The following is a 24,576-nucleotide window of genomic DNA, read 5'->3' as shown; positions in this document are numbered from 1 at the left end:
CGTCCCGGGGCCTGGATAGGGTGGGAGGCATCCTTGTATCGGCTGTGGACCCCCAGGAGCGGACCATGAACGTGGTGACCCCGGACGGCGGCGACAGCGCGGTGGCCCGTACCTGGCCCGGCGTACTGACCCCCCTCCTGCGCGGCGAACACCTCGGCGCGGACGACACCGCGTGGGCCATGGACCGCATCATGAGCGGCGAGGCCACGGACGTGCAGATCGCCGGCTTCGCGATCGCCCTGCGGGCCAAGGGCGAGACCGTCGACGAGGTCACCGGACTCGTCCGCGCCATGTACGAGCACGCGCACACCATCCAGGTGCCCGGCCGGACGGTCGACATCGTCGGCACCGGCGGCGACATGGCCAAGACGGTCAACATCTCCACCATGTCGGCGATCGTCGTCGCGGGGACGGGCGCGAAGGTCGTCAAGCACGGCAACCGGGCCTCCTCCTCGGCGAGCGGGGCCTCCGACGTGCTGGAGAAGCTCGGGGTCAACCTTGAGCTGACGCCGCAGCGCGTCGTCGCCGTCGCCGAGGAAGCGGGCATCACCTTCTGCTTCGCGGTGAAGTTCCACCCCGCCCTGCGGTACGCGGCCAGGGCGCGCAAGGAGCTCGGCACCCAGACCACGTTCAACATCCTCGGCCCTCTCACCAACCCGGCCCGGGTGCGCTCCCAGGCCATCGGGGTCGCCGACCCGAGGATGGCGCCCATCGTGGCCGGCGTGCTGGCGGACCGGGGGAATTCCGCGCTTGTCTTCCGGGGCGACGACGGCCTCGACGAGCTGACCACCACGGCGACATCGCGAGTGTGGGTCGTCCACGAGGGCACCGTCCGCGAGGAGGCCTTCGACCCGCGCGACGTCGGCCTGGACCTGGTTCCCGTCGAGGCGCTGCGCGGCGCCGACGCCTCGTACAACGCGGATGTGGCCCGTCGGCTGCTGGACGGGGAGACCGGCCCCGTACGCGACGCCGTGCTGCTCAACTCGGCTGCCGCGCTGGTCGCGCTGGACCCGGGCGAGGGCACGCTGGGCGAGCAGCTCTCGGGCGGGATGGCCCGGGCCGCGAAGTCGATCGACTCGGGAGCCGCCAAGCGCGCGCTGGAGCGCTGGGTGGCGGCCAGCAACGCCTGAGGGCGCACGATGTGAGCAAGGGCGCAGTCCGGATCGCGGACTGCGTCCTTGCGCGTCGCAGCCAATGTGGCAAGATGCTGCGCAGGTCATGAGTGACAGCGACTACGGCCCCGGCCCGCTGTCCGGCAACCCTCCGTCCGTGGCGGGGTGCCCCGGGTGAAGACCAGGCCGCAGGCAGCGAGGTCTGTGGCAAGCGCGGGCCCCTCGGCATCGTTGGATGCCACCCCTTGGGGTCCTGGTCCCAGGGAGCCTCTTGTGAGCAAGCGAATGCGATAGGGCTCGACGCCCTCCTCCGCACACCCCCCTTTTTCTTCTTCCGCCGCGCCGCTGCGTATCGCCGGCGCGTGGATCTCGCCTGCCTCTTACGGGAGTTCGCCATGTCTGTCTCCACCGCTGCCGTCGACCAGTCCATTTGTGCCCCGCTGCCGGTTCTGGGTTCTGATGTCACCGTTCCTCTCGTTACAGGTGGAGACGTCACGTATGCCGCTCTGGACTACGCGGCCAGTGCTCCGGCTCTCCAGCGGGTGTGGGACGACGTGGCCGCCTACGCCCCGTACTACGGCAGCGTGCACCGCGGTGCCGGGTACCTCTCGCAGCTCTCCACCGACCTGTTCGAGAGCAGCCGCGTGACCGTCGCGGAGTTCCTCGGCTGCCGCGCGGACGACCAGGTGGTCTTCACCCGCTCGACGACCGACTCCCTCAACCTCCTGGCCGCCGCGCTGCCCGCCGACTGCCAGGTGTTCGTGTTCGAGACCGAGCACCACGCCTCCCTGCTGCCCTGGCGCGACGCCCGGGTGACCTACCTCGACTCGCCCCGCACCCCGGACCAGGCGGTCGCCACGCTGGAGCGGGCCCTGGCCGGCCGTGACCCCTACGGGCCCGCGCTGGTCTGTGTGACGGGCGCGTCCAACGTCACCGGTGAGCTGTGGCCGGTGAAGGAACTGGCCGCCGCCGCCCACGCGCACGGTGCGCGGATCGTGCTCGACGCCGCGCAGCTGGCGCCCCATCACCCGGTGGACATCACCGAGCTGGACGTCGACTGGGTCGCCTTCTCCGGGCACAAGCTGTATGCCCCCTTCGGCTCAGGTGTCCTCGCGGGCCGGGCCGACTGGCTGGTGGACGCCGAGCCGTACCTCGCCGGCGGCGGCGCCTCCCGCAAGGTCGCCCGGCGCACCGACGGCGGTGTCGACGTCGAGTGGCACACCACCGCGGCCCGGCACGAGGCCGGATCGCCCAACGTCATCGGCGTCTACTCCATCGCCGCTGCCTGCAAGGCCCTGACCGAGGCCGGATTCGACCGGCTGGTCGCGCGCGAGCAGCAGCTGGTGACCCGGGTCCGCGAGGGCCTTGCGGCGGTCCCCGAGGTCAAGGTGCTCTCGCTGTTCGGTGACGACGCCCCGAGGGTCGGCGTCATCTCCTTCGTGGTCGAGGGGTGGAACAGCTCGCACTTCGCCGCGGCGCTCTCCGCCGAGTACGGCATCGGGGTGCGCGACGGACTGTTCTGCGCCCACCCGCTGGTGCGGACCCTGCTGGGCAGCGAGCCGCAGGACCCGGGCGAGTGCGGCGCGCCGGAGGCCGCGCCGGGGGAGAAGTCCCTCAACGCCATCAGGGTGAGCTTCGGCGCCGGCACGCCGGACGAGCACATCGAGCGGTTCCTGGGCGCCGTCCGCGAGCTGGTGGGCAAGGGCGCCCGCTGGACGTACCGCACCGAGGAGGGCCGGTGCGTGCCCGACCGGGGCGTCGCGCAGGTCTGAACGGTCCGCGGAACGGCTCCGGCCGGGGACGGGGCGAAACGCCCTCCGTCCCCGGCCGGAGCCGTACGGGAGAACCTAGCCGTCGAGGCCGATGGCGAAGGCCGCCTCGAGGTCGTGCTGCGAGTACGTGCGGAAGGCGACGTGGGTGTCGGTGCCTTCGACGCCCGGGATCTTGCTGATCCGGCCCGGGATGACATCGGCCAGATCGTCGTGCCGGGCCACCCGGACCATGGCGATCAGGTCGTACGTACCGGTGACCGAGAAGACTTCGCTGACGCTGTCCAGCGCGGCAATGGCCTCGGCGATCTCGGGAATCCGGTCCACGCTGGTCTTGATGAGCACGATCGCGGTGATCACGGCTGGCTTTCTCCCTCAGTGGCCGTGGCTGGAGACTTCACTCTAGTACCCCGGAACCGGACCCAGGCGTAGAGGAACCCTGCCGCGAAACCCGCCACGTGCGCGAGGTACGCCACGCCCGGGCCGCTGCCCGCGCTCCGCGCCGCCAGCCACTGCAGGACGAACCAGAACACGAGCACGATCCAGGCGGGGAAGCGCAGCGGCAGGAAGAAGAGAAAAGGGAAGAGGCTGGTGACCCGGGCCTTGGGGAAGAGGCAGAGGAACGCGCCGAGCACCGCGGAGATCGCCCCCGACGCGCCGACCAGCGTCTGGTCGGAACCCGCGTGTACCACCGCGTAGGCCACCAGGGCGAAGTAGCCGCACGCGACGTAGAAGAAGGTGAACTCGATGCGGCCCATGCGCTCCTCGGCCATCGCGCCGAACACGTGGAGGAAGAGCATGTTGCCCAGGAGGTGCAGCCAGCTGCCGTGCACGAAGAGCGCGGTCAGCGGGGTCAGGGCCGCGTGGGCGGAGCCGTCCGGAAGCTCGCTGGGGATCACACCCCATCGCTCGAAGTACCCGGCCTGAGCTGCCAGGAGCGCGTCGCCGCTGCCGTAGGCGGGATTGAACCCGGAGAGCGGGCTGATCAGGAACACCGCGCAGCACAGCGCCATCAGCCCGTAGGTGACCGGGGCGCCCCCCGCCGTGGCGGCCGCTCCGAGCTCCCTGGCCCGCTTCCGCCAGCCGACTTCCCGCCGATCGATCACGTACAGAGCATGACGCACCCGGTGAGAGCGGGGCAGACCGCCTCGCCGTGCCGTCAGGTATGCGCAAGGCCGTAGGGTTGCGGCAGGACATCCGCAGTTCGACGGCGCACCGCGAGATCGAGGACCTGGGCACGCACAGGACTCGACGAACGACGAAAGAGGACGCAACGATGACGACGGTTCCCCAGCCGACGGACGGGACCCGCTGGCGCTGCACGCTCTGCGGCAATCTCACCCGTTTCGATGTGACGCGCTCCTCGAAGGTCGTGGAGTACGTGCATCTCGACCTGGCCGGGGAGTCGAGTATCGAGGAGCGCGAGGTGGTCAGTGAGACCATCGAGTCGGTGCGCTGTCGTTGGTGCAACGCCGTGGACCAGATCGAGCTGGTCGACCGGCCTGGTGCCGACTCCTGACGGGGTCGTGCGGACAGACATATTGGGGTGATGGATGGTGGAGCAGCCGACAGGCGGCGCCGGACCGGCCGGCGCGGCCGACGGCACCGCGGAGTCGCTCGACCGTCCGCTGCCTGAGGGTGTACGCCGCAAGGTGGTGGCATTGGTCTCGGAGGCGTTCGGTGGTCTGACCGTCGGCGAACTCCCCACCCAGCTCCGCCAGTACGCCCGTTTCACCCCGAACAGGCGGGCCAAGTTCGCGGGTAACGCGATGGCCGCCGCCCTGGAGGGCGACCCGGCGTTCCGCCGGCGCATCGCTGAGCGGGTCACCCAGGCCCAGCCGGAGCTGGCCGCTGCGCTCACGTCCGGTGCGCCGCCTGCCGCAGCCGACCCCGTCGACGTGGCCGCCGCCGCCTACGTGCTGCGGCCGGCCGGCTGGACCAAGCTGGTGGCGGCCGCCGGTGAAGAGGTCCAGAGGGCTTACGCCGAGCGGGTGGACGAGGAGACCAGGCGCGAGCTGGAGCGACTGCGCGAGGAACTCGACCGCGCCCGCGGCCAGACCAGGGCCGACACCGAACGGCTGCGTTCGGAGCTGGAGGCCTCCCGGAAGGAGGCCGACTCCCTGCACCGCAAGCTGCGCAGCGCCCTCAGTGAGGTGAAGCGCGGAGAGGCGGCTCTGCGCAAGGCCGGCGCCGAGGCCGACACCGTGCGGGCCGAGGCGGCGGCCCAGATCTCCGCCTCCGAGAGCGAGTCCCGCCGGCTCAAGGCGCGGCTGGCCGAGGCCGAGGCCTCCGTGGAGGCGGGCCGCCGGGCGGCGAGGGAAGGGCGCTCGGTCGAGGACATGCGACTGCGGCTGCTCCTGGACACCGTGCTCGACGCGGCGCAGGGGCTCCGCCGTGAACTGGCCCTGCCCCCTTCCTCGCTGCGCCCCGCGGACGGCGTCGAGGCGGTGGAGCCCGGCCGGATGTCACCGAAGGACATTGCGGCCAGGGCCCTTTCGGAGACCGATCCGGCGCTGCTCGACCAGCTGCTCGCCCTGCCGCAGGCCCACCTGATCGTCGACGGCTACAACGTCACGAAGACCGGCTATCCGCAGATGCCCCTGGAGAAACAGCGGTTGCGCCTCCTGGGCGGGCTCTCCGTCCTCGCGGCGCAGACCGGCGCCGAGATGACCTGTGTCTTCGACGGCGCCGAGCTGGCCGCCCCGGTCCTGCTGGCGCCGCCGCGCGGAGTCCGGGTGCTGTTCAGCAAGGCCGGGGTGACCGCGGACGAGCTGATCCGCCAACTCGCACGCGCCGAACCGCCGGGCAGACCCGTCGTCGTGGTCTCCACCGACCGCGAAGTCGCCGACGGGGTGGCGAAGGCGGGGGCGAGGCCGGTCGCGTCCGCCTTGCTCCTGAAGCGCCTTTCGCGCGTCTGAGGCGTCATGTGAGACATGGGCGACTTGCCGGAAATTATGGAACGTACCGTCAAGTTGCCACTACACGCAGTGCGATGAAAGTAAAGAAGTGCCTGGTGTGACGAGATTTTGCTTGTGAGGATTTGAACTGATCACAAGATGGTCACTAAGGTCAGGCCTCGAACCTTCGCACGGTTGATTGCCCACCCGGGGTAACGGCGAAGGGACCGCCGAGTCCGTGACGTCCACGGAGCCGGGGATTTCCTCTCCCCCCATAGCCCGGTAGGCGGTTCGAGGAAGAAGGAGCTCGCCTTCGTGGGGTCCCACCGTCGTCCCAAGCAGCCGAGCCGCGCCCGCGTGACCGTGCTCACCGCGACCGCTGCTGCTGCCGTGGCCCTGACCTCCCAGGCCGCCCACGCCGACCCCAAGCCGACCAAGAGTGAGGTCAAGGCGAAGGTCGACAAGCTCTACCACGAGGCCGAGGTCGTCAACGAGAAGGCCAACGGCGCCAAGGAGCAGCAGGACAAGCTCAAGGAGCAGACCGACGCGCTCCAGGACAAGGTCGCCCGTGGCCAGGACGAGCTCAACGCCATGCGCAGCGAGCTCGGTTCGCTCGCCACCGCGCAGTACCGCTCCGGTGGTCTCGACCCGTCGGTCCAGCTGCTGCTCTCCTCGGACCCGGACAGCTTCCTCGACCAGGCCTCCGCACTCGACCAGCTGACGGCCAAGCAGGCCCAGTCGCTGCAGAAGATCCAGGCCAAGCAGCGCGCTCTCGCGCAGCAGCGCAAGGAGGCGCAGGGCAAGCTCGACGACCTCGCCGACGTCCGCAAGACGCTGGACGCGAACAAGAAGAAGTACCAGGCCAAGCTGGCCGACGCCCGCCAGCTGCTGAACACCCTCACCGCCGCCGAGCGTGCCAAGATGGCGCAGGAGGAGGAGCGTGCGAGCCGTGACGCCGGCAGCCGCGTCGAGCTGGGCAACGAGGTCCCCGCATCCGGCCTCGGCGCCGCCGCCCTCCAGGCCGCTGCCACGCAGATCGGCAAGCCGTACGTCTCCGGTGGCTCCGGCCCCGACTCGTACGACTGCTCGGGTCTGACCCAGTGGGCCTTCGGTCAGGCCGGTGTCCAGATCACCCGCACGACCTACACGCAGGTCAACGACGGTGTGCGGATCGGCCGCAGCGCTCTGAAGCCCGGCGACCTGGTCTTCTTCAGCAACACCTCGCACGTCGGGATCTACGCCGGCAACAACCAGGTCCTGCACGCCCCGTACCCGGGCACGAACGTGCGTTACGAGGCGATGGAGTACCTCGGGTCGTTCCAGTTCGGCGTGCGGGTCTGATCAGCTGACGCCCGAACGGCCGAATCCCCGCACTGACGCGCGCCCCGCCGGAGACCACAGGTCGCCGGCGGGGCGCCGCTGCGACGGCTCCCTGTCGCGGGTCCGCCAGTCCCGGGCGGCCGGGCCGCGTACCTCGGAGTACGGCGGTAGGAAGTGCGGCTGCGTCTGACCGTACGATCGGCGGGTGGCTGTTCGGATGCGGGACGCACGGCGGGAACGCACCCGCAGACGGTGCACGGCGGGTGCCGTGCTCGCCGCCCTGCTGCTCGCGCCCGCGTGCTCCGCCCCGGGGGACACCGCGACCGGTGTCACCGTCCAGGAGGCCGGTGCCGCCCTGGACCGCCGGGCCGCGGCGCTCATGGAGCGCGACACCGACGCGTACCTGGCGGCGCTCGACCCCCGGGCCGGCTCCTTCCGGGCCACCCAGCGCACCGAGCTGCACAACCTCGCCGACGTACCGCTGGAGTCCTGGGCGTACGAGGTGAAGGACGTGACGGACGAGGGCGCGGACCGAGCCACCGCCGAGGTCGAACTGCGCTACCGGATCAAGGGCTACGACACGGCCCCCGTGTCCTCGTCCCGCACGGTGGAACTGGTCCGCCGCGGGGAGGGCCGCACCTGGTACATCGCCGCGGACCGGGCCGCCGACGGCTCGCCGGGGCAGCTCTGGCAGCAGGGCGACGTCGAGGTCGTACGGGGCGCGCACAGCCTGGTCCTGGGGGTCGGCCGCCCGACGGCGGAGCTGCGCGGGATCGCGGCCACCGCGGACCGGGCCGTTCCGGCCGCCACCGGTTCCTGGCCGGAGCCCTGGGCGGAGGGGGTCGTGGTACTCGTTCCCGAGTCCGTGGAGGACATGGCGGCGCTCCTGGATTCACCCGTGGCCAGCTACCGCGGCATAGCGGCCGTCACCACCGGCACGGTCGGCGGGAGCGGCCGGGCGCCCGCGGACCGGGTGATCGTCAATCCGGAGGCGTACGGAATGCTCGGCGACTTCGGGCAGCGGGTCGTCCTCACGCACGAGACCACCCACGTGGCGACCCGGGCGCACACCTCCGCCGCCACACCTGTCTGGCTCTCCGAGGGCTTCGCCGACCGGGCCGCCTACCGCCAGGAGAACCGGACCGCTCCCGAGATCGCACCGGAACTCGCCGAGGCGGTCCGCGGCGGTGACCTGCCCGCGCGGCTCCCGACCGACGAGGACTTCGGCTTCGGAGAGGACCCGGCGCAGCTCTCCCGGGCGTACGAGGGCGGCTGGCTGGCTTGCGAGCTCATGGCGGAGGACTGGGGCGAGGAGGAGCTGATCGCCTTCTACAAGGCCGTGGGCAGCCGTTCGCAGCGGGACGGAGCCGTGGAGCAGGCCATGCACACGGTGCTCGGCACCACGCCCCAGGACTTCACGGCGCGCTGGCGGGAGTATGTGCGCGACCGGCTCGGCTGATCCGCTCCGCCGCGACCCTCTCCCGGGCCCCCGGCACGGTGGCTCGCCACAACCGCCGCCCCGCGCTGAGCGTCGCCGCGACCAGCAGACCGTTGCGTACCGCCATGAGCGCCACGCCCTCCGCGTCACTGGCCACCACGTGCGCGAAGCCCAGCGGGAACTCCAACAGGGTGACAGCGGTGGCCACCAGGACCAGACACGCGGGCAGCGCCATGCGGCTGCCCCGGAACACCAGGCACACCGAGGCGACACCGAGCGGCCACACCATGTACTGGGGGCTGATGACCCGGCTGGTCACGGTGAACAGCAGCACCGCGGTGAACGCCGCGTCCGCCGGGGTGTGCACTGCGAACGTACGGGCCCGCAGCCGCCACACCAGCAGCCAGCCGAAGGCGAGCACACTCAGCGCCAGGGCCAGCGTGCTCACCAGCGCCACGTGGGGGCCGGCGAACTCCATCGAGCCGTAGCGGAGCTCCACCCGGCCCTCCCAGCCGAACTGCCGGGCCACGTGGAAGACCAGTGCGCCCAGCGACTCGATCTCCAGCCCCCGGTCCCGCTGGAACGTCAGGAAGGCGAAGGCGCCGGGCCCGGCGACCGCGGCCGCCGGCAGCAGCACCGCGGCCGTCACCGCGGCCGCCGACCAGGACCGGCGTGTGGCCCTCCCCTTGGCGGTGCCCACCAGCACCAGCACCGGCCAGACCTTCAGCAGCATGCCGAAGGCAGCCAGTGCCCCCAGCACCCTGGGGTGGCGCACGCCTGCCAGCAGCGCCGCCACCGCGGCAGCCGTCACCATCAGGTCGTAGCGGGCGTACACCGTCGGCCCGAGCAGCGGCACACCCGCCACCCACAGCCACGCGCCCGCGTCGCGCAGGCCCGGACGGGTCCCCGCGTGGAGCAGGAGCCCGAACACCAGCGCGTCACACATCAGTACGAGGACGAAGAAGGCGGAGGCGTACTCGAGGAAGGGCAGCAGATCGGGGGAGAGCACGGCGAGCGCGGCAGCGGGCGGATACTGCCAGGTGACGTCGTCCAGCGGATAGGAACCGGTGCGGAGCACCTCGTACCAGCCCCGGTAGATCACCGAGACATCGACCGTGACATCCGGGCCCGGCACCGTGAACACCTTGAAGACGCAGAGCAGTAGCACCGCCCGGGTGAGGCCCCATACGGCGAGGGACGGACCCAGGCCCCCCCGGCCACTCGTACCTGTCCTGACCGTCATACACGCCATGATGCAGGCCCCGGCTGTGCGGGAGCCGTCAGGCAGGGCCGTCGGACCGCCCGGTACTGTCGGCGGCGATGGACAAGACGCTGATCGTGACGAACGACTTCCCGCCCCGCCCCGGCGGCATCCAGGCCTTCCTGCACAACATGGCGCTGCGCATGGACCCCGAGCGGCTCGTCGTCTACGCCTCCACCTGGAAGCGCGGCGCGGAGGGCACCGAGGCCACCGCCGCCTTCGACGCCGAGCAGCCGTTCACCGTCGTACGTGACCGGACGACGATGCTGCTGCCCACCGCGCGGGTCACCCGGCAGGCGGTCCGGCTGCTGCGCGAACACGGCTGCTCCTCCGTGTGGTTCGGCGCGGCCGCCCCCCTCGGGCTGATGGCGCCCGCGCTGCGCAAGGCCGGCGCCCGCAGGATCGTGGCCACCACGCACGGCCACGAGGCGGGCTGGGCCCAGCTGCCCGCGTCCCGGCGACTGCTTGGCCGCATCGGTGAGGGCACCGACACGATCACCTACCTCGGCGAGTACACCCGCTCCAGGATCACCACCGCGCTCACCCCGGAGGCCGCCGGGCGCATGGTGCAGCTGCCGCCCGGGGTGGACGAGAAGACCTTCCACCCGGCCTCCGGCGGCGACCGGGTCAGGTCCCGGCTCGGGCTCACGGACCGGCCCGTTGTCGTGTGTGTGTCGCGGCTCGTGCCACGCAAGGGCCAGGACACGCTCATCCTGGCCATGCCGGCGATCCTGGCGCGGGTGCCGGACGCGGTTCTGCTCGTCGTCGGCGGCGGCCCGTACGCGGGGCAGCTGAAGAAGCTGGCGGCCGAGACCGGTGTCGAGGACTCCGTGCGCTTCACCGGACCGGTGCCCTGGGAGGAACTGCCCGCGCACTACGGCGCCGGCGACGTGTTCGCCATGCCCTGCCGTACCCGGCGGGGCGGACTCGACGTCGAAGGCCTCGGCATCGTCTACCTGGAGGCGTCCGCGACCGGGCTGCCGGTCGTGGCGGGTGACTCGGGGGGTGCCCCGGACGCCGTGCTCGACGGCGAGACCGGGTGGGTGGTACGGGGCGGCTCCGCCGAGGAGTCCGCCGACCGGATCGTCACCCTGCTCGGTGACCCGGAGCTGCGCAGGCGCATGGGGAAGCGGGGCCGGGCGTGGGTCGAGGAGAAATGGCGCTGGGACCTGCTCGCCGGACAGCTGAAGGCGCTGCTCTGAGCAGATGCACCAAGCGGGGCCCGGACCGGTCACGGGTCACGGTGCGGGCCCACTCGGTACGTACGCCCGGCTCAGTCGCGGTAGATCGACTCCACCTCGCCCGCGAAGTCCTTCGCCACGACATTGCGCTTCAGCTTCAGCGACGGCGTGATGTGGCCCGCCTCCTCGGTGAACTGCGCTGCCAGGATGCGGAACTTGCGTACCGACTCCGCCTTGGACACCGCCGCGTTGCCGTCGTCCACCGCCCGCTGCACCTCGGCCAGCAGCTCGGAGTCCTCGCGCAGCGAGACCGCCGTCGACCCGGCCGGCTTGCCGTTCTCCTCGGCCCAGCGGGAAAGGAACTCCTCGTCGAGGGTGAGCAGCGCACCGACGAAAGGCCGTCCGTCGCCGACCACCATGCACTCGGCGACCAGGGCGTGTGCGCGGATCCGGTCCTCGAGCACGGCCGGGGCGACGTTCTTGCCGCCCGCCGTGACGATGATCTCCTTCTTACGGCCCGTGATCGCGAGATAGCCGTCCTCGTCGAGCGTGCCGATGTCACCCGTGTGGAACCAGCCGTCGGCCAGTGCCTCCGCAGTCGCCGCCTCGCTCTTCCAGTACCCGGTGAACAGGTGCTCGCCGTGCAGCAGCACTTCTCCGTCGTCGGCGATCCGTACGACGGAGCCCGGCAGCGGCTGGCCGACCGTCCCGATCTTCTGCCGGTCCCACGGGTTGAAGGCGGTGGCGGCGCAGGTCTCGGTGAGGCCGTAGCCCTCCAGCACCGTGAAGCCGACGCCGCGGAAGAAGTGGCCGAGCCGCTCGCCCAGCGGTGCACCGCCGGAGATCGCGTACTCGCCGTGGCCGCCGAGCACGGCGCGCAGCTTGCTGAACACCAGCTTGTCGAAGACCTTGTGCTTGATCTTCAGGCCGACCGAGGGCCCTTCAGGAGTGCCCAGCGCACGGCTGTACGCGATCGCCGTGGCGGCCGCCCGGTCGAAGATCTTGCCCTTGCCGTCGGCCTGTGCCTTGGCCCGCGCCGAGTTGTAGACCTTCTCGAACACCCGTGGCACACCGAGGATCAGCGTCGGCCGGAACGAGGCCAGCTCATCGGTGAGGTTCTTGATGTCCGGCACACAGCCGAGCTTGATCGGCGCCATCACAGAAGCGACCTCGACGAGCCGGCCGAAGACGTGCGCGGTGGGAAGGAAGAGCAGGACGGAGCACTCGCCGGTACGGAAGAGGGGCTTGAGCCGCTCCACGATGTTGCCGCACTCCGCGAAGAAGCTGCGGTGGGTCAGCACACAGCCCTTGGGGCGGCCGGTGGTGCCAGAGGTGTAGACGATGGTCGCCGGGTCGTCTGCCTTGGCGCTCACCATGCGCAGGTCCAGCGTCTCGTCGGAGACCCCGGCACCCGCCCTGACGAGCTCGCCGACGGCGTCCCGGTCGATCTCCCAGACGTGCTGCAGACCGGGGAGCCCGTCCCGCACGGCGCTGACGGACTCGGCGTGCGCGTCGCTCTCCACGACGACCGCGACCGCGCCCGAGTCGCCGAGTATCCACTGGACCTGCTCGGGGGAGCTGGTCTCGTACACCGGCACCGTGACGGCACCCGCGCTCCAGATGGCGAAGTCCAGCAGGACCCACTCGAAGCGGGTACGCGACATGAGCGCGACCCGGTCGCCGGGCTGGATACCCACCGCGATCAGGCCTCTGGCGGTGTCTCTGACCTCAGCAAGGAACTGGGTGGCCGTGACGTCCGTCCAGTCGCCGGCCACCTTCCGGCTCATCACCGCGACGTCGGGATGCTGAGCGGCGTTGCGGCGGATCGGATCCGTCAGGTTGCCGTCCGTAGGGACCTCGTACAGGGCCGGAAGGCTGAACTCGCGCAAGACTGCTGCTCCTCATCGGGCTCCGGTTCCACGGCTCTGTGCGACGCACCGGATCGGTCCAAGACTGGCAGATGCTCGGTGGGGTGAGCACGACTGGACTGGCGGGACGTTACCCACCGGTACTCCGTTCCGGAAAGGGGGTTCCGGCCAGATGTCTTATGCATCACACATATCCGCGGTCCTTCGGCGCACATTAGTCCACCCGTGCCCAGGTCCGGAAGTAATCGCAGGTCCGACGGCCTCTACCCAGAGCGCCGGGCGGAGACCTAGGGTGATCTCCATGCGAGTCGGCACACCGCACAATCAGCACACGAACCCCACCCGACGGACACGCGTGCACGTGGTCAGCGACGTGCACGGCAACGCGGAGGCGCTGGCGCGCGCCGGAGACGGCGCGGACGCCCTGATCTGTCTGGGTGACCTGGTCCTCTTCCTCGACTACGCCGACCATTCGCGCGGCATCTTCCCCGACTTGTTCGGCGTCGCCAACGCCGACCGCATCGTCGAGCTGCGCACCGCACGCCGCTTCGAGGAGGCCCGCGCCTTCGGCCGGGAGCTGTGGGCCGGGCTGGACCGCAACGCGGCCATCCTGACCGCCGTACGTAAGCAGTACGCCGAGATGTTCGCGGTCATGCCCACCCCCACCTACGCCACCTACGGCAACGTCGACGTGCCCACCCTCTGGCCCGAATACGTCAATTCAGGTACCACCGTGCTGGACGGCGAACGGGTCGAGATCGGCGGCAGGGTCTTCGGGTTCGTCGGGGGCGGCCTCAAGACACCGATGAACACCCCGTACGAGATCAGCGACGAGGAGTACGCCGCCAAGGTCGAGGCGCTCGGGCCGGTGGACGTCCTCTGCTCGCACATCCCGCCGGACGTCCCGGAGCTGACGTACGACACCGTGGCCCGGCGCTTCGAGCGCGGCAGCCGCGCACTCCTGGACGCCGTCCACCGCACGCGCCCCCGGTACGCGATCTTCGGCCACGTGCACCAGCCGCTGGTCCGCCGGATGCGGATCGGCGCCACCGAGTGCGTCAATGTCGGCCACTTCGCCTCGAGCGGGCGCCCGTGGGCCCTGGAGTGGTGAGCGACACGGCCGCCGGCCGCGGGCCGGGGCGCGGCCGGGAGGGCTCCCGGCACGCGATAGCCTGCACACGGCAGGCCTCTGCCGAACGCGACCGGTACACCGCACTGGAGGGCCACGGCGATGGCTGAACACACCAGCTCGAGCATCACGATCGAGGCGGCACCGGCCGACGTCATGGGAGTGATCGCCGACTTCGCCCGCTATCCGGAATGGACCGGCGAGGTGAAGGAGTCCGAGATCCTGGCCACCGACGACCAGGGCCGTGCCGAGCAGGTCCGTCTCGTCCTGGACGCCGGAGCGATCAAGGACGACCACGTCCTCGCCTACACCTGGAACAGCCCGTACGAAGTCAGCTGGACGCTGGTCAAGTCCCAGATGCTGCGCGCCCTCGACGGCAGTTACGCACTGGCACCGCTGGGCGACGGCGACCGCACCGAGGTCACCTACCGCCTCGCCGTGGACGTCAAGATCCCGCTCCTCGGCATGATCAAGCGCAAGGCCGAGAAGGTCATCATCGACCGCGCCCTCGCCGGGCTGAAGAAGCGCGTCGAGTCCGTCCCGAAGGTCTGATCACGTGCGTACGGTCCTCGTCACCGGCCCCGGCGGCGCAGGCCGTACCACAGTCGCCGCGGCGACCGCGCTCGCCTCGGCCCGCGGTGGCCGCCGCACTCTTCTGGTCTCCGCCGACGCCGTACCCGCCCTCCCCGCCGGCCCCGGCCCCGGGCCCGCGGAGGTCGCCGAGCGGCTCTTCTGCGCACGCGTCGACTCCGCCGCGCACTTCCGCGGCGAACTGCTCGAACTCCAGGACCGGGCGTCCGGGGTGCTCGACCTGCTCGGTGCCAACCGGCTCGACGGCGAAGAGCTCACCGAACTGCCGGGCAGCTTCCAGCTCGCCGTCCTGCACACCCTGCACCGGGTGGCCGAGGGGGACTGGGCCGAGCACGGCTACGAGGTCCTCGTCGTCGACCTGCCCCCGCTGACCGAGGCACTCGCCCTGCTCGCCCTGCCCGGAGAGCTGCGCCGCTACCTGCGCCGCCTCCTGCCCCGCGAACGCCAGGCCGCCCGCGCCCTGCGCCCGGTACTCGCCCAGCTCGCCGGCGTACCCATGCCGGCCCAGTGGCTGTACGAGGCCGCCGCGCGCAAGGACGCCGAACTGGCCGCCGTCGAGGCGCTGATCGGGGACAACGCGACCACCGTGCGGCTCGTCGCCGAACCGGGCCCGGCCGCCGGGGAGGCACTGAGCAGCGCCCGTACCGGACTCGCCCTGCACGGACTGCGCGTCGACTCCGTCGTGGCCTCCCGGGTCCTGCCCCGCCACTCCGCCGACCCCTGGTTCGCCGATCTCGCCGCTCGGCAGGAGAAGTCCCTGGACGGCTGGCGCGAGGAGTGGGCGCCCGGGACATCCGTACGCGAGACCGCACACCTCGGCCGCGAGCCGCGAACCGTCGAGGACCTGGCCCTGCTCGCCGGAACCCGCGCGGCGTCCTGCGCACCGGACGACCGGACTCCGGGCCACGCCGGGGACCCCTGGTGGACCGAAAACGCCGGGGACGGTGTGATCGCCTGGTGCCTGCCACTGCCCGGCGCCGTCAAGAAGGACCTCCGGCTCGTCCGGCGCGGCGACGAACTGCTCCTCACCGCGGGGCGGTTCCACCGGATCGTGCGCCTGGAGTCCGCGTTGCGCCGCTGCACCGTCACCGGTGCCGCGCTGACCGACGGTGTCCTGCGTGTCCGGTTCACACCTGACCCCGCGCTCTGGCCCCGGACACAATGAACGGCGTACCACGGTTCGGGTAACGTCGGTAGTACGTGGCTCGCACGGCCACGCAGGCAATCGCGTCGCAGGAGTCCGCCATGAGTGAAGCCACCGATCGTCCCGTCGACGACGACGCGTGGGCGGAGGCCTGCGCCGAGGATCTCGAGGCGGAGAAGGCCCGCCGCCGGGCCCAGTACGGACAGCAGCCGGGCTTCGCCGCCGAAGAGCTGCGCAAACTGATCGACGCGGTGGCCGACAAGGTCTCCTCGCTGCAGTCGCCGCTGCTCGGCATGGCAGCCCAGGGCACCGTCCAGCAGGTGATCCGGCAGGCCAAGTCCGCGGTCGAGCCCGTCATCGAGCGTAATCCGGATCTTTTCGACCATCTCGCCGCGGCGGGCAACGAGCTTCTGGCCGCCTACCGTTCCGCCGTCGAGGGCCAGGAGGGCCGCTGGACCCGGGGCACCGAAGGCGCCGGGGGCACCTCGGGCCCGGCGAAGAAGGCGGCCGAGAACCCCAGGGACCCGCGTGACGAGGGCCCCGGCGGCAGCGAACGCATCGACCTGGACTGACCTCGGGCAGGAGATACCCGTCCCCGGCTCGGGTACGGTTGGCCGTAGCGGGGCTCGACCGAAACTGAGGGATTCATGGGACTCACCATCGGCGTCGATATCGGCGGCACGAAGATCGCGGCTGGAGTGGTCGACGAAGAGGGCCGGATCCTCTCGACGTTCAAGGTATCGACCCCGCCGACGGCCGAAGGCATCGTGGACGCGATCAGCTCCGCCGTGTCCGGAGCGAGCGAGGGACACGACGTCGAGGCGGTAGGCATCGGCGCGGCCGGATACGTCGACGACAAGCGTGCCACCGTGCTGTTCGCCCCGAACATCAACTGGCGCCACGAGCCGCTCAAGGACAAGGTCGAGCAGCGCGTCGGGCTGCCCGTAGTCGTCGAGAACGACGCCAACGCCGCGGCCTGGGGCGAATACCGCTTCGGGGCCGGCCAGGGCCACGAGGACGTCATCTGCATCACGCTCGGCACCGGCCTCGGCGGCGGCATCATCATCGGCAACAAGCTGCGCCGAGGCCGCTTCGGTGTGGCGGCGGAATTCGGTCATATCCGGGTCGTTCCGGACGGGCTGCTCTGCGGCTGCGGCAGCCAGGGCTGCTGGGAGCAGTACGCCTCGGGGCGCGCGCTCGTGCGCTACGCGAAGCAGCGCGCCAACGCCACCCCGGAGAACGCCACGATCCTCCTGGGACTCGGCGACGGCTCCGTGGAGGGTATCGAGGGCAAGCACATCAGCGAGGCCGCCCGGCAGGGCTGCCCGGTGGCCGTCGACTCCTTCCGTGAGCTGGCCCGATGGGCCGGAGCCGGACTGGCCGACCTCGCCTCGCTCTTCGACCCGTCGGCCTTCATCGTCGGCGGCGGCGTCTCGGACGAGGGCGAACTGGTCCTCGATCCGATCCGCAAGTCGTTCAGGCGCTGGCTGATCGGCGGCGAGTGGCGCCCGCACGCCCAGGTCCTCGCGGCCCAACTGGGCGGCAAGGCCGGCCTGGTGGGCGCGGCGGACCTGGCACGCCAGGGCTGACCTCCACCACAGCACGTCCGACGCCCGCCGCGCCCTCGAGGGGAGCGGCGGGCGTCGTCGTATCGTGCCTCTCATGGTCACGATGCCGACGCCGCTGCCCGACTCCCGTACCGAGCCGGACGGTTCGGCTGTCCTCCGGGTGCTCAGCTACAACGTCCGCTCACTGCGCGACGACACCGGGGCGCTGGCCCGTGTCATCCGCGCCTGCGCACCCGACCTGGTGTGCGTCCAGGAGGCCCCGCGCTTCTTCCGCTGGCGCAAGGCGGCGGCCCGGCTCGCGGCCATGACCGATCTGGTGGTCCTCGGCGGCGGTGCCACGGCGGCCGGGCCGCTGCTGCTCTGCTCGCTGCGCGCCACCGTGGAGCGCACCGAGGACGTGCTGCTGCCGCTCACACCGGGGCTGCACCGGCGGGGTCTGGCCACGGCGGTCGTACGGATCGCCGGGGCGCGGCTCGGCGTCGTGAGCTGCCACCTCAGCCTGCAACGGGAGGAACGGCAGGCGCAGGCGGAGATGCTGCTGGACCGGGTCGACGCGATGGACGTCCAGCACGCCGTCGTCGCCGGCGACCTCAACGACGTACCGGAGGGGGGCGCGTTCCGGCGGCTGGCCGGGCGACTCCAGGACTGCCGGACCGTGCGGCCGTGGGGCGGTGAGCTCACCTTCCCGCCCGAAGCACCGCGCAAGCGGATCGACGCGGTGTTCGCAACCGACGGCATCGAGGTGCTCGGCTGCGGCGTCCCCACGGACCTGCCCGGCGTCAGTGACGCGGACCTGCGGGCGGCCACGGACCATCTGCCCGTGCTGGCCGCCCTCAGGGTGCCCGCGGGGGACTGAGCTGGAGGCTTCCGGGGCTTCCTCGGGACCCTTTCGGGCCCCTGGGTCAGACGACCGCGCCGCGCCCCGGATCCTCGTCCTCGTCCTCGTCGTCGTGGGGCATGCGTGCCACCAGGGTGACGAAGCCGCCCAGGAAGCCGCCGATGGAGAGGGTGGTGAGCCACCACGTCATCTCCCACTGCATCAGCACCGCGAGCAGCATCAGCACCGGGCCGCCGACGACCGCGAGCCAGGCGAACTTCGCGGTCACATCGGCCTCGGGGAGCGGCGGCGGCTCCGGCGGGACGAAGTGCCCCTCCTCGCTGTCGTCCGCGTCGTCGATGCCGCTGTCCTTGGGCTTCTCCAGGTGGTAGTCGCGCGGGCCCGCGACCCCGGGGGCGAAGACGACCGAACCGCCGAGCGGCTTCTTCTCGGGCGGACCGGCGGGTGCCTTCCCGCCCATGCCCTTGTCCGCGTCGTCGCCCGCACCGGACTCCGCAGAGGGGTCCAGGACATTGAGCTGGTCGTCCTCCAGCAGCGCCAGGTCCTCGACCGACTTGAACGGCTTGGCGCCCGGCGGGTCCGGCGGTTCCTCGCCGTACCCCGCGACGATCGCCTGCCAGGCCGCGGCCTCGTCGAGCGGCCGGGCCCCCTCCGTACCCTCGGGGACGTCCGTCCCCTCCGTGGGGCGCGGTTCGCGCTCCTCGTCACTGCCCGCGCGCTCCGCGTCGTGCTCAGCCACCGGACGTGCTCCCCTTTCTGCCAGCGTTGAGTGCGAGGCGGCCGATGAACCGGTAGCTCTCGTCGAAGATCCGCTCCGCATCGTGGTCCAACGTCGCCACGTGGTAGCTCTGTTCCAGGAGGATCTCCTCGACGTCCCTCGACGAGACCCGGCTCAGGATCCGTGCCGAGTCGGCCGGCGGCACGACGTGGTCCTGCGGGCTGTGCAGCAGCACGAGCGGCTGGGTGACCTGGGGCAGATCGGCGTCGACCAGCCGGAAGAAAGAGCGCAAGGAGTGGGCGGCGTGCAACGGCACCCGGTCGTAGCCGACCTCCGCGGCACCCGCCAGGGCGATGTCGCCGGTCAGCCCCTTCGTCGTCCGCACCACATGCCGGGCCACCGGCAGGGCGTACGCCGAGAGGCCGCGCACCTTGTTCGCCGGATTCACCAGCACCAGGCCCGCGATCTCGTCCCCTTGCCTCGCGGCGAGGCGCAGCGCCAGGGCCCCGCCCATGGAGAGGCCGAAGACGAAGACCTGTTCACACCGCGCCCGCAGCGCCCGCAGCTCCCGGTCCACCTCCGCGTACCAGTCCTGCCAGCCCGTGACCGCCATGTCCTCCCAGCGCGTCCCGTGCCCGGGCAGCAGTGGGAGGGACACGGTCAGTCCACGGTCCGCCAGATAACCGGCCCAGGGGCGCAGCGACTGCGGCGAAGCCGTGAATCCGTGACAGAGGAGGACGCCGACCTCTCCGCCCTCGTGGCGGAACGGCTCGGCTCCAGGGAGAACCGGCACCGGGGTCTCCTGTTCATGAAGGGGGCGGGGTGCGGGGGGTGTGCAAAAGGCTTACTTCACCGTACGCGACCGGACCGACACCGACCAGGGCCGTCACCGCCCGAGCAGCCGCCACCTGCGGGAGCATCCGCGGGAGCACCTGCGAGGGACTCCGGCCCCGAGCGGGCGGAGGAGGCCGCGGTCCCACAGGTTAAGGTCTGTCGGACGGCACACAGGAGGCACTCGAGTTGATCTACGGCGCAATGAAGTTCTCCATCGGCGGGTCTCTGAAGCTCGCCTTCAGGCCGTGGGTGGAGGGCCTGGAGAACATCCCCGCACACGGGCCGGCGATCCTCGCGAGCAACCATCTGTCGTTCTCCGACTCCTTCTTCCTGCCGGCCGTCCTCGACCGCAAGGTGACCTTCATCGCCAAGGCGGAGTACTTCACCGCGCCAGGGGTCAAGGGCAAGCTCACCGCCGCCTTCTTCAAGGGCGTGGGACAGCTCCCGGTGGACCGTTCCGGCGGCCGCGGTGCCGGAGAGGCGGCCATCAGGTCAGGTATCCAGGTGATCGAGAGCGGCGGGCTCTTCGGTATCTATCCGGAAGGCACCCGCTCGCCCGACGGGCGGCTCTACCGGGGCAAGCCCGGCGGCCTCGCCCGGGTGGCCCTCGCGACCGGTGCGCCGGTCGTCCCCGTAGCGATGATCGACACGGAGAAGATCCAGCCACCCGGCCAGGTGGTGCCCAAGCTGATGCGGCCCGGCATCAGGATCGGCAAGCCGCTGGACTTCACCCGCTACCAGGGCATGGACGGCGACCGGTTCATCCTGCGCTCGGTGACCGACGAGGTCATGTACGAGATCATGAAGCTTTCCGGCCAGGAGTACGTGGACATCTACGCGACGGCGGCCAAGCGGCAGATCGCCGACGAGGCGAAGAAGAAGGGGACGGAACGGCCCGGCGCGTAGCAGCGTCGCCGGCCTTCCGGAGCGGGCAGCATGACAGGGGCGGGAACCGGGGGAGGGGCCATGGCCGGGCGGGAACGGGTCGTACGGATGTCGGTCGAGCAGCCGCTGTGGCGGGCGCTGACCGCCTACCGCGTGCTGACGCTGATCTACGCGGTGCTGATCGCGGGCTACGGTCACGGTAAGTACGAGCGGCCTTGGGTGGCTGTCGCCTTCCTGGCGGTCCTCGCCGTCTGGACGTTGGCCACCCTCCCCAGGGTGGCCAACGCGTCGAGCTGTACCAAGCGTTTCCTCGGCATGGACCTCACCGTCGCCCTGACCGGGATCATGCTGACCCCGCTCGCCGACTTCGACGCCCAGCACGTGGACGGCCCGACGATCCCGTCGATCTGGACCGCGGGTTCCGTCCTCGCCTTCGCGCTCAAGGGCGGCTGGCGCTGGGCGGCCTTCGCCTCCACCCTCGTCGCCGTCGCCAACATCATCGAGCGGGGCGAGCCCAGCGAGGACACCTTCCACAACGTGGTGCTGGTCTGGGTCGCCTCCATCGCCATCGGCTACGTCGTCGAAGTGGCCCGCGCCAGCGAGCGCACCCTGGCCCGCGCCCTGGAGATCGAGGCGGCCACCCGGGAGCGGGAGCGGCTGGCCCGCGACATCCACGACAGCGTCCTCCAGGTCCTGGCCATGGTCCAGCGGCGCGGCACGGCACTGGGCGGCGAGGCCGCGGAGCTCGGCCGGATGGCCGGCGAGCAGGAGGTAGCCCTGCGGACCCTGGTCTCCAGCGGGCTGGTGCCCACGACCCGGGTCTCCGAGGACAGCGCCGAGGGCGCAGCGGTCCGCGCTGTGGACATGGCCGAGGAGAACAGCGCCGAGTCCGACCTGCGCGCCCTGCTGGCGCCGCACGCGGGCTCCCGGGTCACCTTCGCGGAGCCCGGCGCCCCGGTGCTGCTCGCGGCCGGCGCGGCGCGTGAGCTCGCCGCCGCGGTGAGCGCCGCCCTCGACAACGTCCGGGTCCACGCGGGGCCCGACGCCCAGGCGTGGATCCTGGTCGAGGACGAGCCGGACGAGGTGATCGTCACGGTCCGGGACGACGGCCCGGGCATCCCGGCGGGCAGGCTCGACCAGGCTGAAGGGGAGGGCCGCCTGGGAGTCGCCCTGTCGATCCGCGGGCGGCTGCGCGAGCTGGGCGGCACAGCAGAGCTGATCTCGGTCCCCGGGCAGGGCACCGAGGTCGAATTGAAGGTTCCGAAGATTTCACGGGGGAAGGCAGGATCGGCCCGATGAGTACACCGAACACACAGGCCACCGAGGAACGGGCCATCAAGGTGATGGTCGTCGACGACCACCCGATGTGGCGCGACGCCGTCGCCCGCGATCTGGCGGAGTCCGGTTTCGACGTCGTCGCGACCGCCGGCGACGGCCCCGGGGCCGTGCGCCGGGCCAGGGCCGCCGGGCCCGACGTCCTGGTGCTCGACCTGAATCTCCCGGGGATGCCCGGCGTCCAGGTCTGCAAGGAGCTCGTCGGTTCGCTTCCCGGGCTGCGTGTCCTGGTGCTCTCCGCCAGTGGCGAGCACGCCGACGTCCTGGAGGCCGTGAAGTCCGGCGCCACCGGCTATCTGCTCAAGTCGGCCAGCACCCAGGAGCTGACCGACGCCGTGCGCGCCACCGCGGCCGGCGACCCGGTCTTCACACCTGGCCTCGCCGGACTGGTCCTCGGCGAATACCGCCGACTCGCCTCCGACACCGCGCCCGTGGCCTCCGACCAGCCGAAGGTCCCGCAGCTCACCGACCGTGAGACGGAGGTCCTGCGGCTGGTGGCCAAGGGACTCTCGTACAAGCAGATCGCCGAGCGCCTGGTCATCTCCCACCGCACCGTGCAGAACCACGTCCAGAACACCCTGGGCAAGCTTCAACTGCACAACCGGGTGGAGCTCGTGCGCTACGCGATCGAAGCCGGCCTCGACGACGTCTGACGGACTTCAGTCTGCCGCGCGGCACCGTCGTCGGCTCCTCCCGGACCGATCCGTTCGACGCGGAGTACGCCGGGCCAGGGGGCGCGCCGCATCAAGGAAAGCCTTGCCACGTACGAGATCGACTCCCTGCTTCCTTCAGCTGGGCACCGGCAGCGCCGCAAGCAGGTCGGTGACGATCGTGGCGCCGCGCAGCGTCAGCACCGACTCCGGGTGGAACTGCACAGAGGCGAAGCCCCTGCCTCGCAGTGCGTGCAGCTCACCGGAGGCCGTGTCCCTGCTCGCCTCGATGCCGTGCGCGCCCAGCTCCGTTGCCGCCGCCTCGTCGCAGAGCGCGGTGAAGCTGTTGTAGAAACCGACAATCTCGGGGTTGCCGAACAGATCGACCCGGGTCTGCGCCCCCTGGCACGGCACGGCCTTCCGTGCGACCTCCAGGCCCAGCTCCGCCGCGATCAGCTCATGGCCGAGGCAGACCCCGAGCAGCCCATGACGATGTTCCCGCACGAGCTCGGCGGTCAGCCCCCGCAGCAGCCGCATCTTCGGATCGGCCGTGTCCCCCGGATCGCCGGGCCCGGGTCCCAGTACCACCGGCCCCTCGTGCGTTCGTACGGTCTCGCGCAGACCGGGCTCGTCGTACCGGCGCACCGATACCTCGAGGCCCGAGGAGCGCAGCAGATGCGCCAGCATCGCCGTGAAGGTGTCCTCGCCGTCCACCACCAGCGCATGGCCGGACAGATCCCGCGTGCGCTCCTGCATCCGCAGCCAGAAGGGGGCCAGCCCGCCGCGCCGGTTGTCCAGGGCCGCTTGCACCCGCGGATCGGAGGCCAGCCGCGGCCGGCCCGCCTCCGACCCGGGCCGGGCAGGGCGGACACCCAGTGCCGTGAGCACGCCGGCCGCCTTCGCGTGGGTCTCGGCGACCTCCCCCGCCGGATCGGAGTGGCGTACGAGCGTGGCCCCCACAGGCACCCGCAGCCGGCCGGCCGCCGAGATGTCGGCGGTACGGATCAGGATCGGCGAGTCCAGCGTCTGCGCCCCACCGGTCTCCCGGCTCACCAGTGCCAGGGCGCCCGCGTAGTAACCGCGGCCTCCCGGCTCGTACCGCTCGATCACCCGGCAGGCGTTCTGCACGGGGGAGCCGGTGACCGTCGCCGCGAACATGGTCTCCTTCAGCACCTCGCGCACATCCAGCGAGGAACGCCCGCGCAACTCGTACTCCGTGTGCGCGAGGTGGGCCATCTCCTTCAGCCGGGGCCCGATCACCACACCGCCCATGTCGCCGACGGTGCACATCATCTTGAGCTCCTCGTCGACCACCATGGAGAGCTCCTCGGTCTCCTTGCGGTCGCCGAGGAAGGCCAGCAGGCCCTCCGCGCTCGGCCCCTCGGCCGGGTAGCGGTAGGTCCCGCTGATCGGGTTCATCACGACCGTCCCGCCGGACATCCGCACATGCACCTCCGGGCTGGCGCCGACCAGCGTCCGCTGCCCCGTGTGCACGACGAACGTCCAGTAGGCGCCCCGCTCGCCGGCCAGCAGCCGCCTGAACAGCGCCAGCGCGTCGGCCCGGCCGAAGCCGGGGATCTCGCCGCCGAAGGTCCGTCTGATGACGAAGTTCGCGCCCTCGCCCTGCCCGATCTCGTCCTCGACGACCCGCCGGACGATGTCCGCGTACTCCTCGTCGGCGACGTCGAAGGCCCCGTTCTCGACCCGCACGTCGTGGCGGGGCAGCCGGGCGAGCATCTCGGCCAGCGGCAGCTCGTAGGCCTCCTCCGCGACCAGCACGGCGAGTGGGGTGCCGTCGTCCCGTACGTCGAAACCGCGCTCGGTGATCTGCCGGAAGGGCACGAGGGCCAGCGAGGGCAGCTCGCCCACCGGGATGTCGGCGAGCCGGTCCACCTCCCGCACCTCCCCGGTCAGCACCTCGACGGTGTCGTGGTCCCGGCCGGGCGTGCGCCGGTGCAGCAGCGCGAAAGGCGGGGCGTCGTCACGGAGCAGAGCGGACAAGCGGCCGGCGGCACGAGCGGGCACGGGCTCGGGCAGG

General features: G+C 71.5%; 23 protein-coding genes and 1 riboswitch. Of the genes, 16 read left to right on the top strand and 7 right to left on the bottom strand.

Going from position 1 to position 24,576, the window contains the following annotated elements; all coding sequences use genetic code 11:
• The first annotated feature begins 65 nt into the window (after positions 1-65).
• Together trpD and ACWD04_RS14475 are read left to right on the top strand one after the other, a co-directional pair.
• Positions 66-1,130 (top strand): anthranilate phosphoribosyltransferase, encoded by a 1,065-nt coding sequence (gene trpD, locus ACWD04_RS14480; RefSeq protein WP_451131651.1) that lies wholly within the window; start codon positions 66-68, stop codon positions 1,128-1,130.
• Between the two features lie 84 nt (positions 1,131-1,214).
• Positions 1,215-1,332, top strand: a riboswitch (SAM riboswitch).
• Between the two features lie 175 nt (positions 1,333-1,507).
• Complete coding sequence (locus ACWD04_RS14475; protein ID WP_451131649.1) at positions 1,508-2,884, top strand: aminotransferase class V-fold PLP-dependent enzyme; 1,377 nt, start codon at positions 1,508-1,510, stop codon at positions 2,882-2,884.
• Between the two features lie 75 nt (positions 2,885-2,959).
• Here ACWD04_RS14475 and ACWD04_RS14470 read toward each other — a convergent pair whose 3' ends face one another.
• Positions 2,960-3,241 carry an Lrp/AsnC family transcriptional regulator gene (locus ACWD04_RS14470; protein WP_359475858.1) on the bottom strand — a complete coding sequence of 94 codons (282 nt, stop codon included), beginning with the start codon at positions 3,239-3,241 and terminating at the stop codon, positions 2,960-2,962.
• On the bottom strand, positions 3,238-3,987 hold the full coding sequence (locus tag ACWD04_RS14465; RefSeq protein WP_451131647.1) for a rhomboid family intramembrane serine protease: 750 nt from the start codon (positions 3,985-3,987) through the stop codon (positions 3,238-3,240). Before ACWD04_RS14465 ends, ACWD04_RS14470 begins: the two co-directional genes overlap by 4 nt.
• A gap of 170 nt (positions 3,988-4,157) precedes the next feature.
• Here ACWD04_RS14465 and ACWD04_RS14460 point away from each other — a divergent pair, with 170 nt between their 5' ends.
• The 4 genes from ACWD04_RS14460 to ACWD04_RS14445 all read left to right on the top strand — a co-directional run bounded on the left by ACWD04_RS14460 (position 4,158) and on the right by ACWD04_RS14445 (position 8,557).
• Positions 4,158-4,400, top strand: coding sequence for a hypothetical protein (locus ACWD04_RS14460; RefSeq protein ID WP_311312862.1), 243 nt, complete (start codon positions 4,158-4,160; stop codon positions 4,398-4,400).
• Between the two features lie 37 nt (positions 4,401-4,437).
• Positions 4,438-5,799, top strand: coding sequence for an NYN domain-containing protein (locus ACWD04_RS14455; protein WP_451131645.1), 1,362 nt, complete (start codon positions 4,438-4,440; stop codon positions 5,797-5,799).
• A gap of 294 nt (positions 5,800-6,093) precedes the next feature.
• Complete coding sequence (locus ACWD04_RS14450; protein WP_451131643.1) at positions 6,094-7,119, top strand: NlpC/P60 family protein; 1,026 nt, start codon at positions 6,094-6,096, stop codon at positions 7,117-7,119.
• A gap of 184 nt (positions 7,120-7,303) precedes the next feature.
• The gene (locus tag ACWD04_RS14445; protein WP_451131641.1) at positions 7,304-8,557 is read left to right on the top strand and encodes a hypothetical protein; all 1,254 of its coding nucleotides are present in this window, start codon (positions 7,304-7,306) and stop codon (positions 8,555-8,557) included.
• Here the strand turns inward: ACWD04_RS14445 and ACWD04_RS14440 are convergent.
• Positions 8,514-9,779 carry a glycosyltransferase 87 family protein gene (locus ACWD04_RS14440; RefSeq protein WP_451131639.1) on the bottom strand — a complete coding sequence of 422 codons (1,266 nt, stop codon included), beginning with the start codon at positions 9,777-9,779 and terminating at the stop codon, positions 8,514-8,516. The genes ACWD04_RS14445 and ACWD04_RS14440 overlap by 44 nt on opposite strands.
• A 77-nt stretch (positions 9,780-9,856) precedes the next feature.
• Here ACWD04_RS14440 and ACWD04_RS14435 point away from each other — a divergent pair, with 77 nt between their 5' ends.
• Positions 9,857-10,999, top strand: coding sequence for a glycosyltransferase family 4 protein (locus tag ACWD04_RS14435; protein WP_451131637.1), 1,143 nt, complete (start codon positions 9,857-9,859; stop codon positions 10,997-10,999).
• Positions 11,000-11,070: 71 nt separating this feature from the next.
• On the opposite strand, the gene ACWD04_RS14430 is transcribed toward ACWD04_RS14435, so the two are convergent.
• The gene (locus ACWD04_RS14430; RefSeq protein ID WP_451131635.1) at positions 11,071-12,867 is read right to left on the bottom strand and encodes an AMP-dependent synthetase/ligase; all 1,797 of its coding nucleotides are present in this window, start codon (positions 12,865-12,867) and stop codon (positions 11,071-11,073) included.
• 280 nt (positions 12,868-13,147) lie between these two features.
• On the opposite strand from ACWD04_RS14430, the gene ACWD04_RS14425 reads away from it, so the two are divergent.
• The 6 genes from ACWD04_RS14425 (at position 13,148) to ACWD04_RS14400 (ending at position 18,134) form a co-directional block, all read left to right on the top strand.
• Complete coding sequence (locus tag ACWD04_RS14425; RefSeq protein ID WP_451131633.1) at positions 13,148-13,957, top strand: metallophosphoesterase family protein; 810 nt, start codon at positions 13,148-13,150, stop codon at positions 13,955-13,957.
• Between the two features lie 120 nt (positions 13,958-14,077).
• Positions 14,078-14,527 (top strand): SRPBCC family protein, encoded by a 450-nt coding sequence (locus tag ACWD04_RS14420; protein WP_451131631.1) that lies wholly within the window; start codon positions 14,078-14,080, stop codon positions 14,525-14,527.
• Positions 14,528-14,531: 4 nt separating this feature from the next.
• Positions 14,532-15,731, top strand: coding sequence for an ArsA-related P-loop ATPase (locus ACWD04_RS14415; RefSeq protein ID WP_451131629.1), 1,200 nt, complete (start codon positions 14,532-14,534; stop codon positions 15,729-15,731).
• Positions 15,732-15,811: 80 nt separating this feature from the next.
• Positions 15,812-16,282, top strand: a complete 471-nt coding sequence (locus tag ACWD04_RS14410) for a DUF5304 domain-containing protein (protein WP_451131627.1) — start codon at positions 15,812-15,814, stop codon at positions 16,280-16,282.
• 75 nt (positions 16,283-16,357) lie between these two features.
• The gene (locus ACWD04_RS14405; RefSeq protein ID WP_451131625.1) at positions 16,358-17,299 is read left to right on the top strand and encodes an ROK family glucokinase; all 942 of its coding nucleotides are present in this window, start codon (positions 16,358-16,360) and stop codon (positions 17,297-17,299) included.
• Between the two features lie 73 nt (positions 17,300-17,372).
• Positions 17,373-18,134: an endonuclease/exonuclease/phosphatase family protein gene (locus ACWD04_RS14400; protein WP_451131623.1), complete on the top strand. Its 762-nt coding sequence runs from the start codon at positions 17,373-17,375 to the stop codon at positions 18,132-18,134.
• A 46-nt stretch (positions 18,135-18,180) separates the two neighbouring features.
• On the opposite strand, the gene ACWD04_RS14395 is transcribed toward ACWD04_RS14400, so the two are convergent.
• Positions 18,181-18,855 carry a hypothetical protein gene (locus tag ACWD04_RS14395; protein WP_451131621.1) on the bottom strand — a complete coding sequence of 225 codons (675 nt, stop codon included), beginning with the start codon at positions 18,853-18,855 and terminating at the stop codon, positions 18,181-18,183.
• On the bottom strand, positions 18,848-19,627 hold the full coding sequence (locus ACWD04_RS14390) for an alpha/beta hydrolase (RefSeq protein ID WP_451131619.1): 780 nt from the start codon (positions 19,625-19,627) through the stop codon (positions 18,848-18,850). The genes ACWD04_RS14395 and ACWD04_RS14390 overlap by 8 nt, the downstream gene beginning before the upstream one ends.
• 227 nt (positions 19,628-19,854) lie before the next feature.
• Between ACWD04_RS14390 and ACWD04_RS14385 the strand changes: the two genes are divergently transcribed.
• From ACWD04_RS14385 to ACWD04_RS14375, 3 genes are read left to right on the top strand one after another with little or no spacing between them, the layout of a single operon-like run.
• Entirely contained in the window at positions 19,855-20,574 is a 720-nt protein-coding gene (locus ACWD04_RS14385) for a lysophospholipid acyltransferase family protein (protein ID WP_451131617.1), read from the top strand.
• Between the two features lie 60 nt (positions 20,575-20,634).
• The gene (macS, locus tag ACWD04_RS14380; protein ID WP_451131616.1) at positions 20,635-21,852 is read left to right on the top strand and encodes a MacS family sensor histidine kinase; all 1,218 of its coding nucleotides are present in this window, start codon (positions 20,635-20,637) and stop codon (positions 21,850-21,852) included.
• Positions 21,849-22,541 carry a response regulator gene (locus tag ACWD04_RS14375; protein WP_451131614.1) on the top strand — a complete coding sequence of 231 codons (693 nt, stop codon included), beginning with the start codon at positions 21,849-21,851 and terminating at the stop codon, positions 22,539-22,541. The genes macS and ACWD04_RS14375 overlap by 4 nt, the downstream gene beginning before the upstream one ends.
• A gap of 135 nt (positions 22,542-22,676) precedes the next feature.
• On the opposite strand, the gene ACWD04_RS14370 is transcribed toward ACWD04_RS14375, so the two are convergent.
• Complete coding sequence (locus ACWD04_RS14370; protein WP_451131694.1) at positions 22,677-24,575, bottom strand: anthranilate synthase family protein; 1,899 nt, start codon at positions 24,573-24,575, stop codon at positions 22,677-22,679.
• Between the last annotated feature and the right edge of the window lies 1 nt (position 24,576).

This window comes from Streptomyces sp. NPDC002911 (genome assembly GCF_053591835.1).
The sequence above is the reverse complement of the archived record's forward strand: the minus strand, read 5'-3'. Positions and strand labels throughout refer to the sequence as shown.

Coding starts and splice junctions, on each gene's coding strand:
- trpD (WP_451131651.1), top strand. CDS start 66: ATGAACGTGGTGACCCCGGACGGCGGCGACAGCGCGGTGGCCCGTACC.
- ACWD04_RS14475 (WP_451131649.1), top strand. CDS start 1,508: ATGTCTGTCTCCACCGCTGCCGTCGACCAGTCCATTTGTGCCCCGCTG.
- ACWD04_RS14460 (WP_311312862.1), top strand. CDS start 4,158: ATGACGACGGTTCCCCAGCCGACGGACGGGACCCGCTGGCGCTGCACG.
- ACWD04_RS14440 (WP_451131639.1), bottom strand. CDS start 9,779: ATGACGGTCAGGACAGGTACGAGTGGCCGGGGGGGCCTGGGTCCGTCC.
- ACWD04_RS14435 (WP_451131637.1), top strand. CDS start 9,857: ATGGACAAGACGCTGATCGTGACGAACGACTTCCCGCCCCGCCCCGGC.
- ACWD04_RS14425 (WP_451131633.1), top strand. CDS start 13,148: ATGCGAGTCGGCACACCGCACAATCAGCACACGAACCCCACCCGACGG.
- ACWD04_RS14420 (WP_451131631.1), top strand. CDS start 14,078: ATGGCTGAACACACCAGCTCGAGCATCACGATCGAGGCGGCACCGGCC.
- ACWD04_RS14410 (WP_451131627.1), top strand. CDS start 15,812: ATGAGTGAAGCCACCGATCGTCCCGTCGACGACGACGCGTGGGCGGAG.
- ACWD04_RS14405 (WP_451131625.1), top strand. CDS start 16,358: ATGGGACTCACCATCGGCGTCGATATCGGCGGCACGAAGATCGCGGCT.
- ACWD04_RS14400 (WP_451131623.1), top strand. CDS start 17,373: ATGGTCACGATGCCGACGCCGCTGCCCGACTCCCGTACCGAGCCGGAC.
- macS (WP_451131616.1), top strand. CDS start 20,635: ATGGCCGGGCGGGAACGGGTCGTACGGATGTCGGTCGAGCAGCCGCTG.
- ACWD04_RS14375 (WP_451131614.1), top strand. CDS start 21,849: ATGAGTACACCGAACACACAGGCCACCGAGGAACGGGCCATCAAGGTG.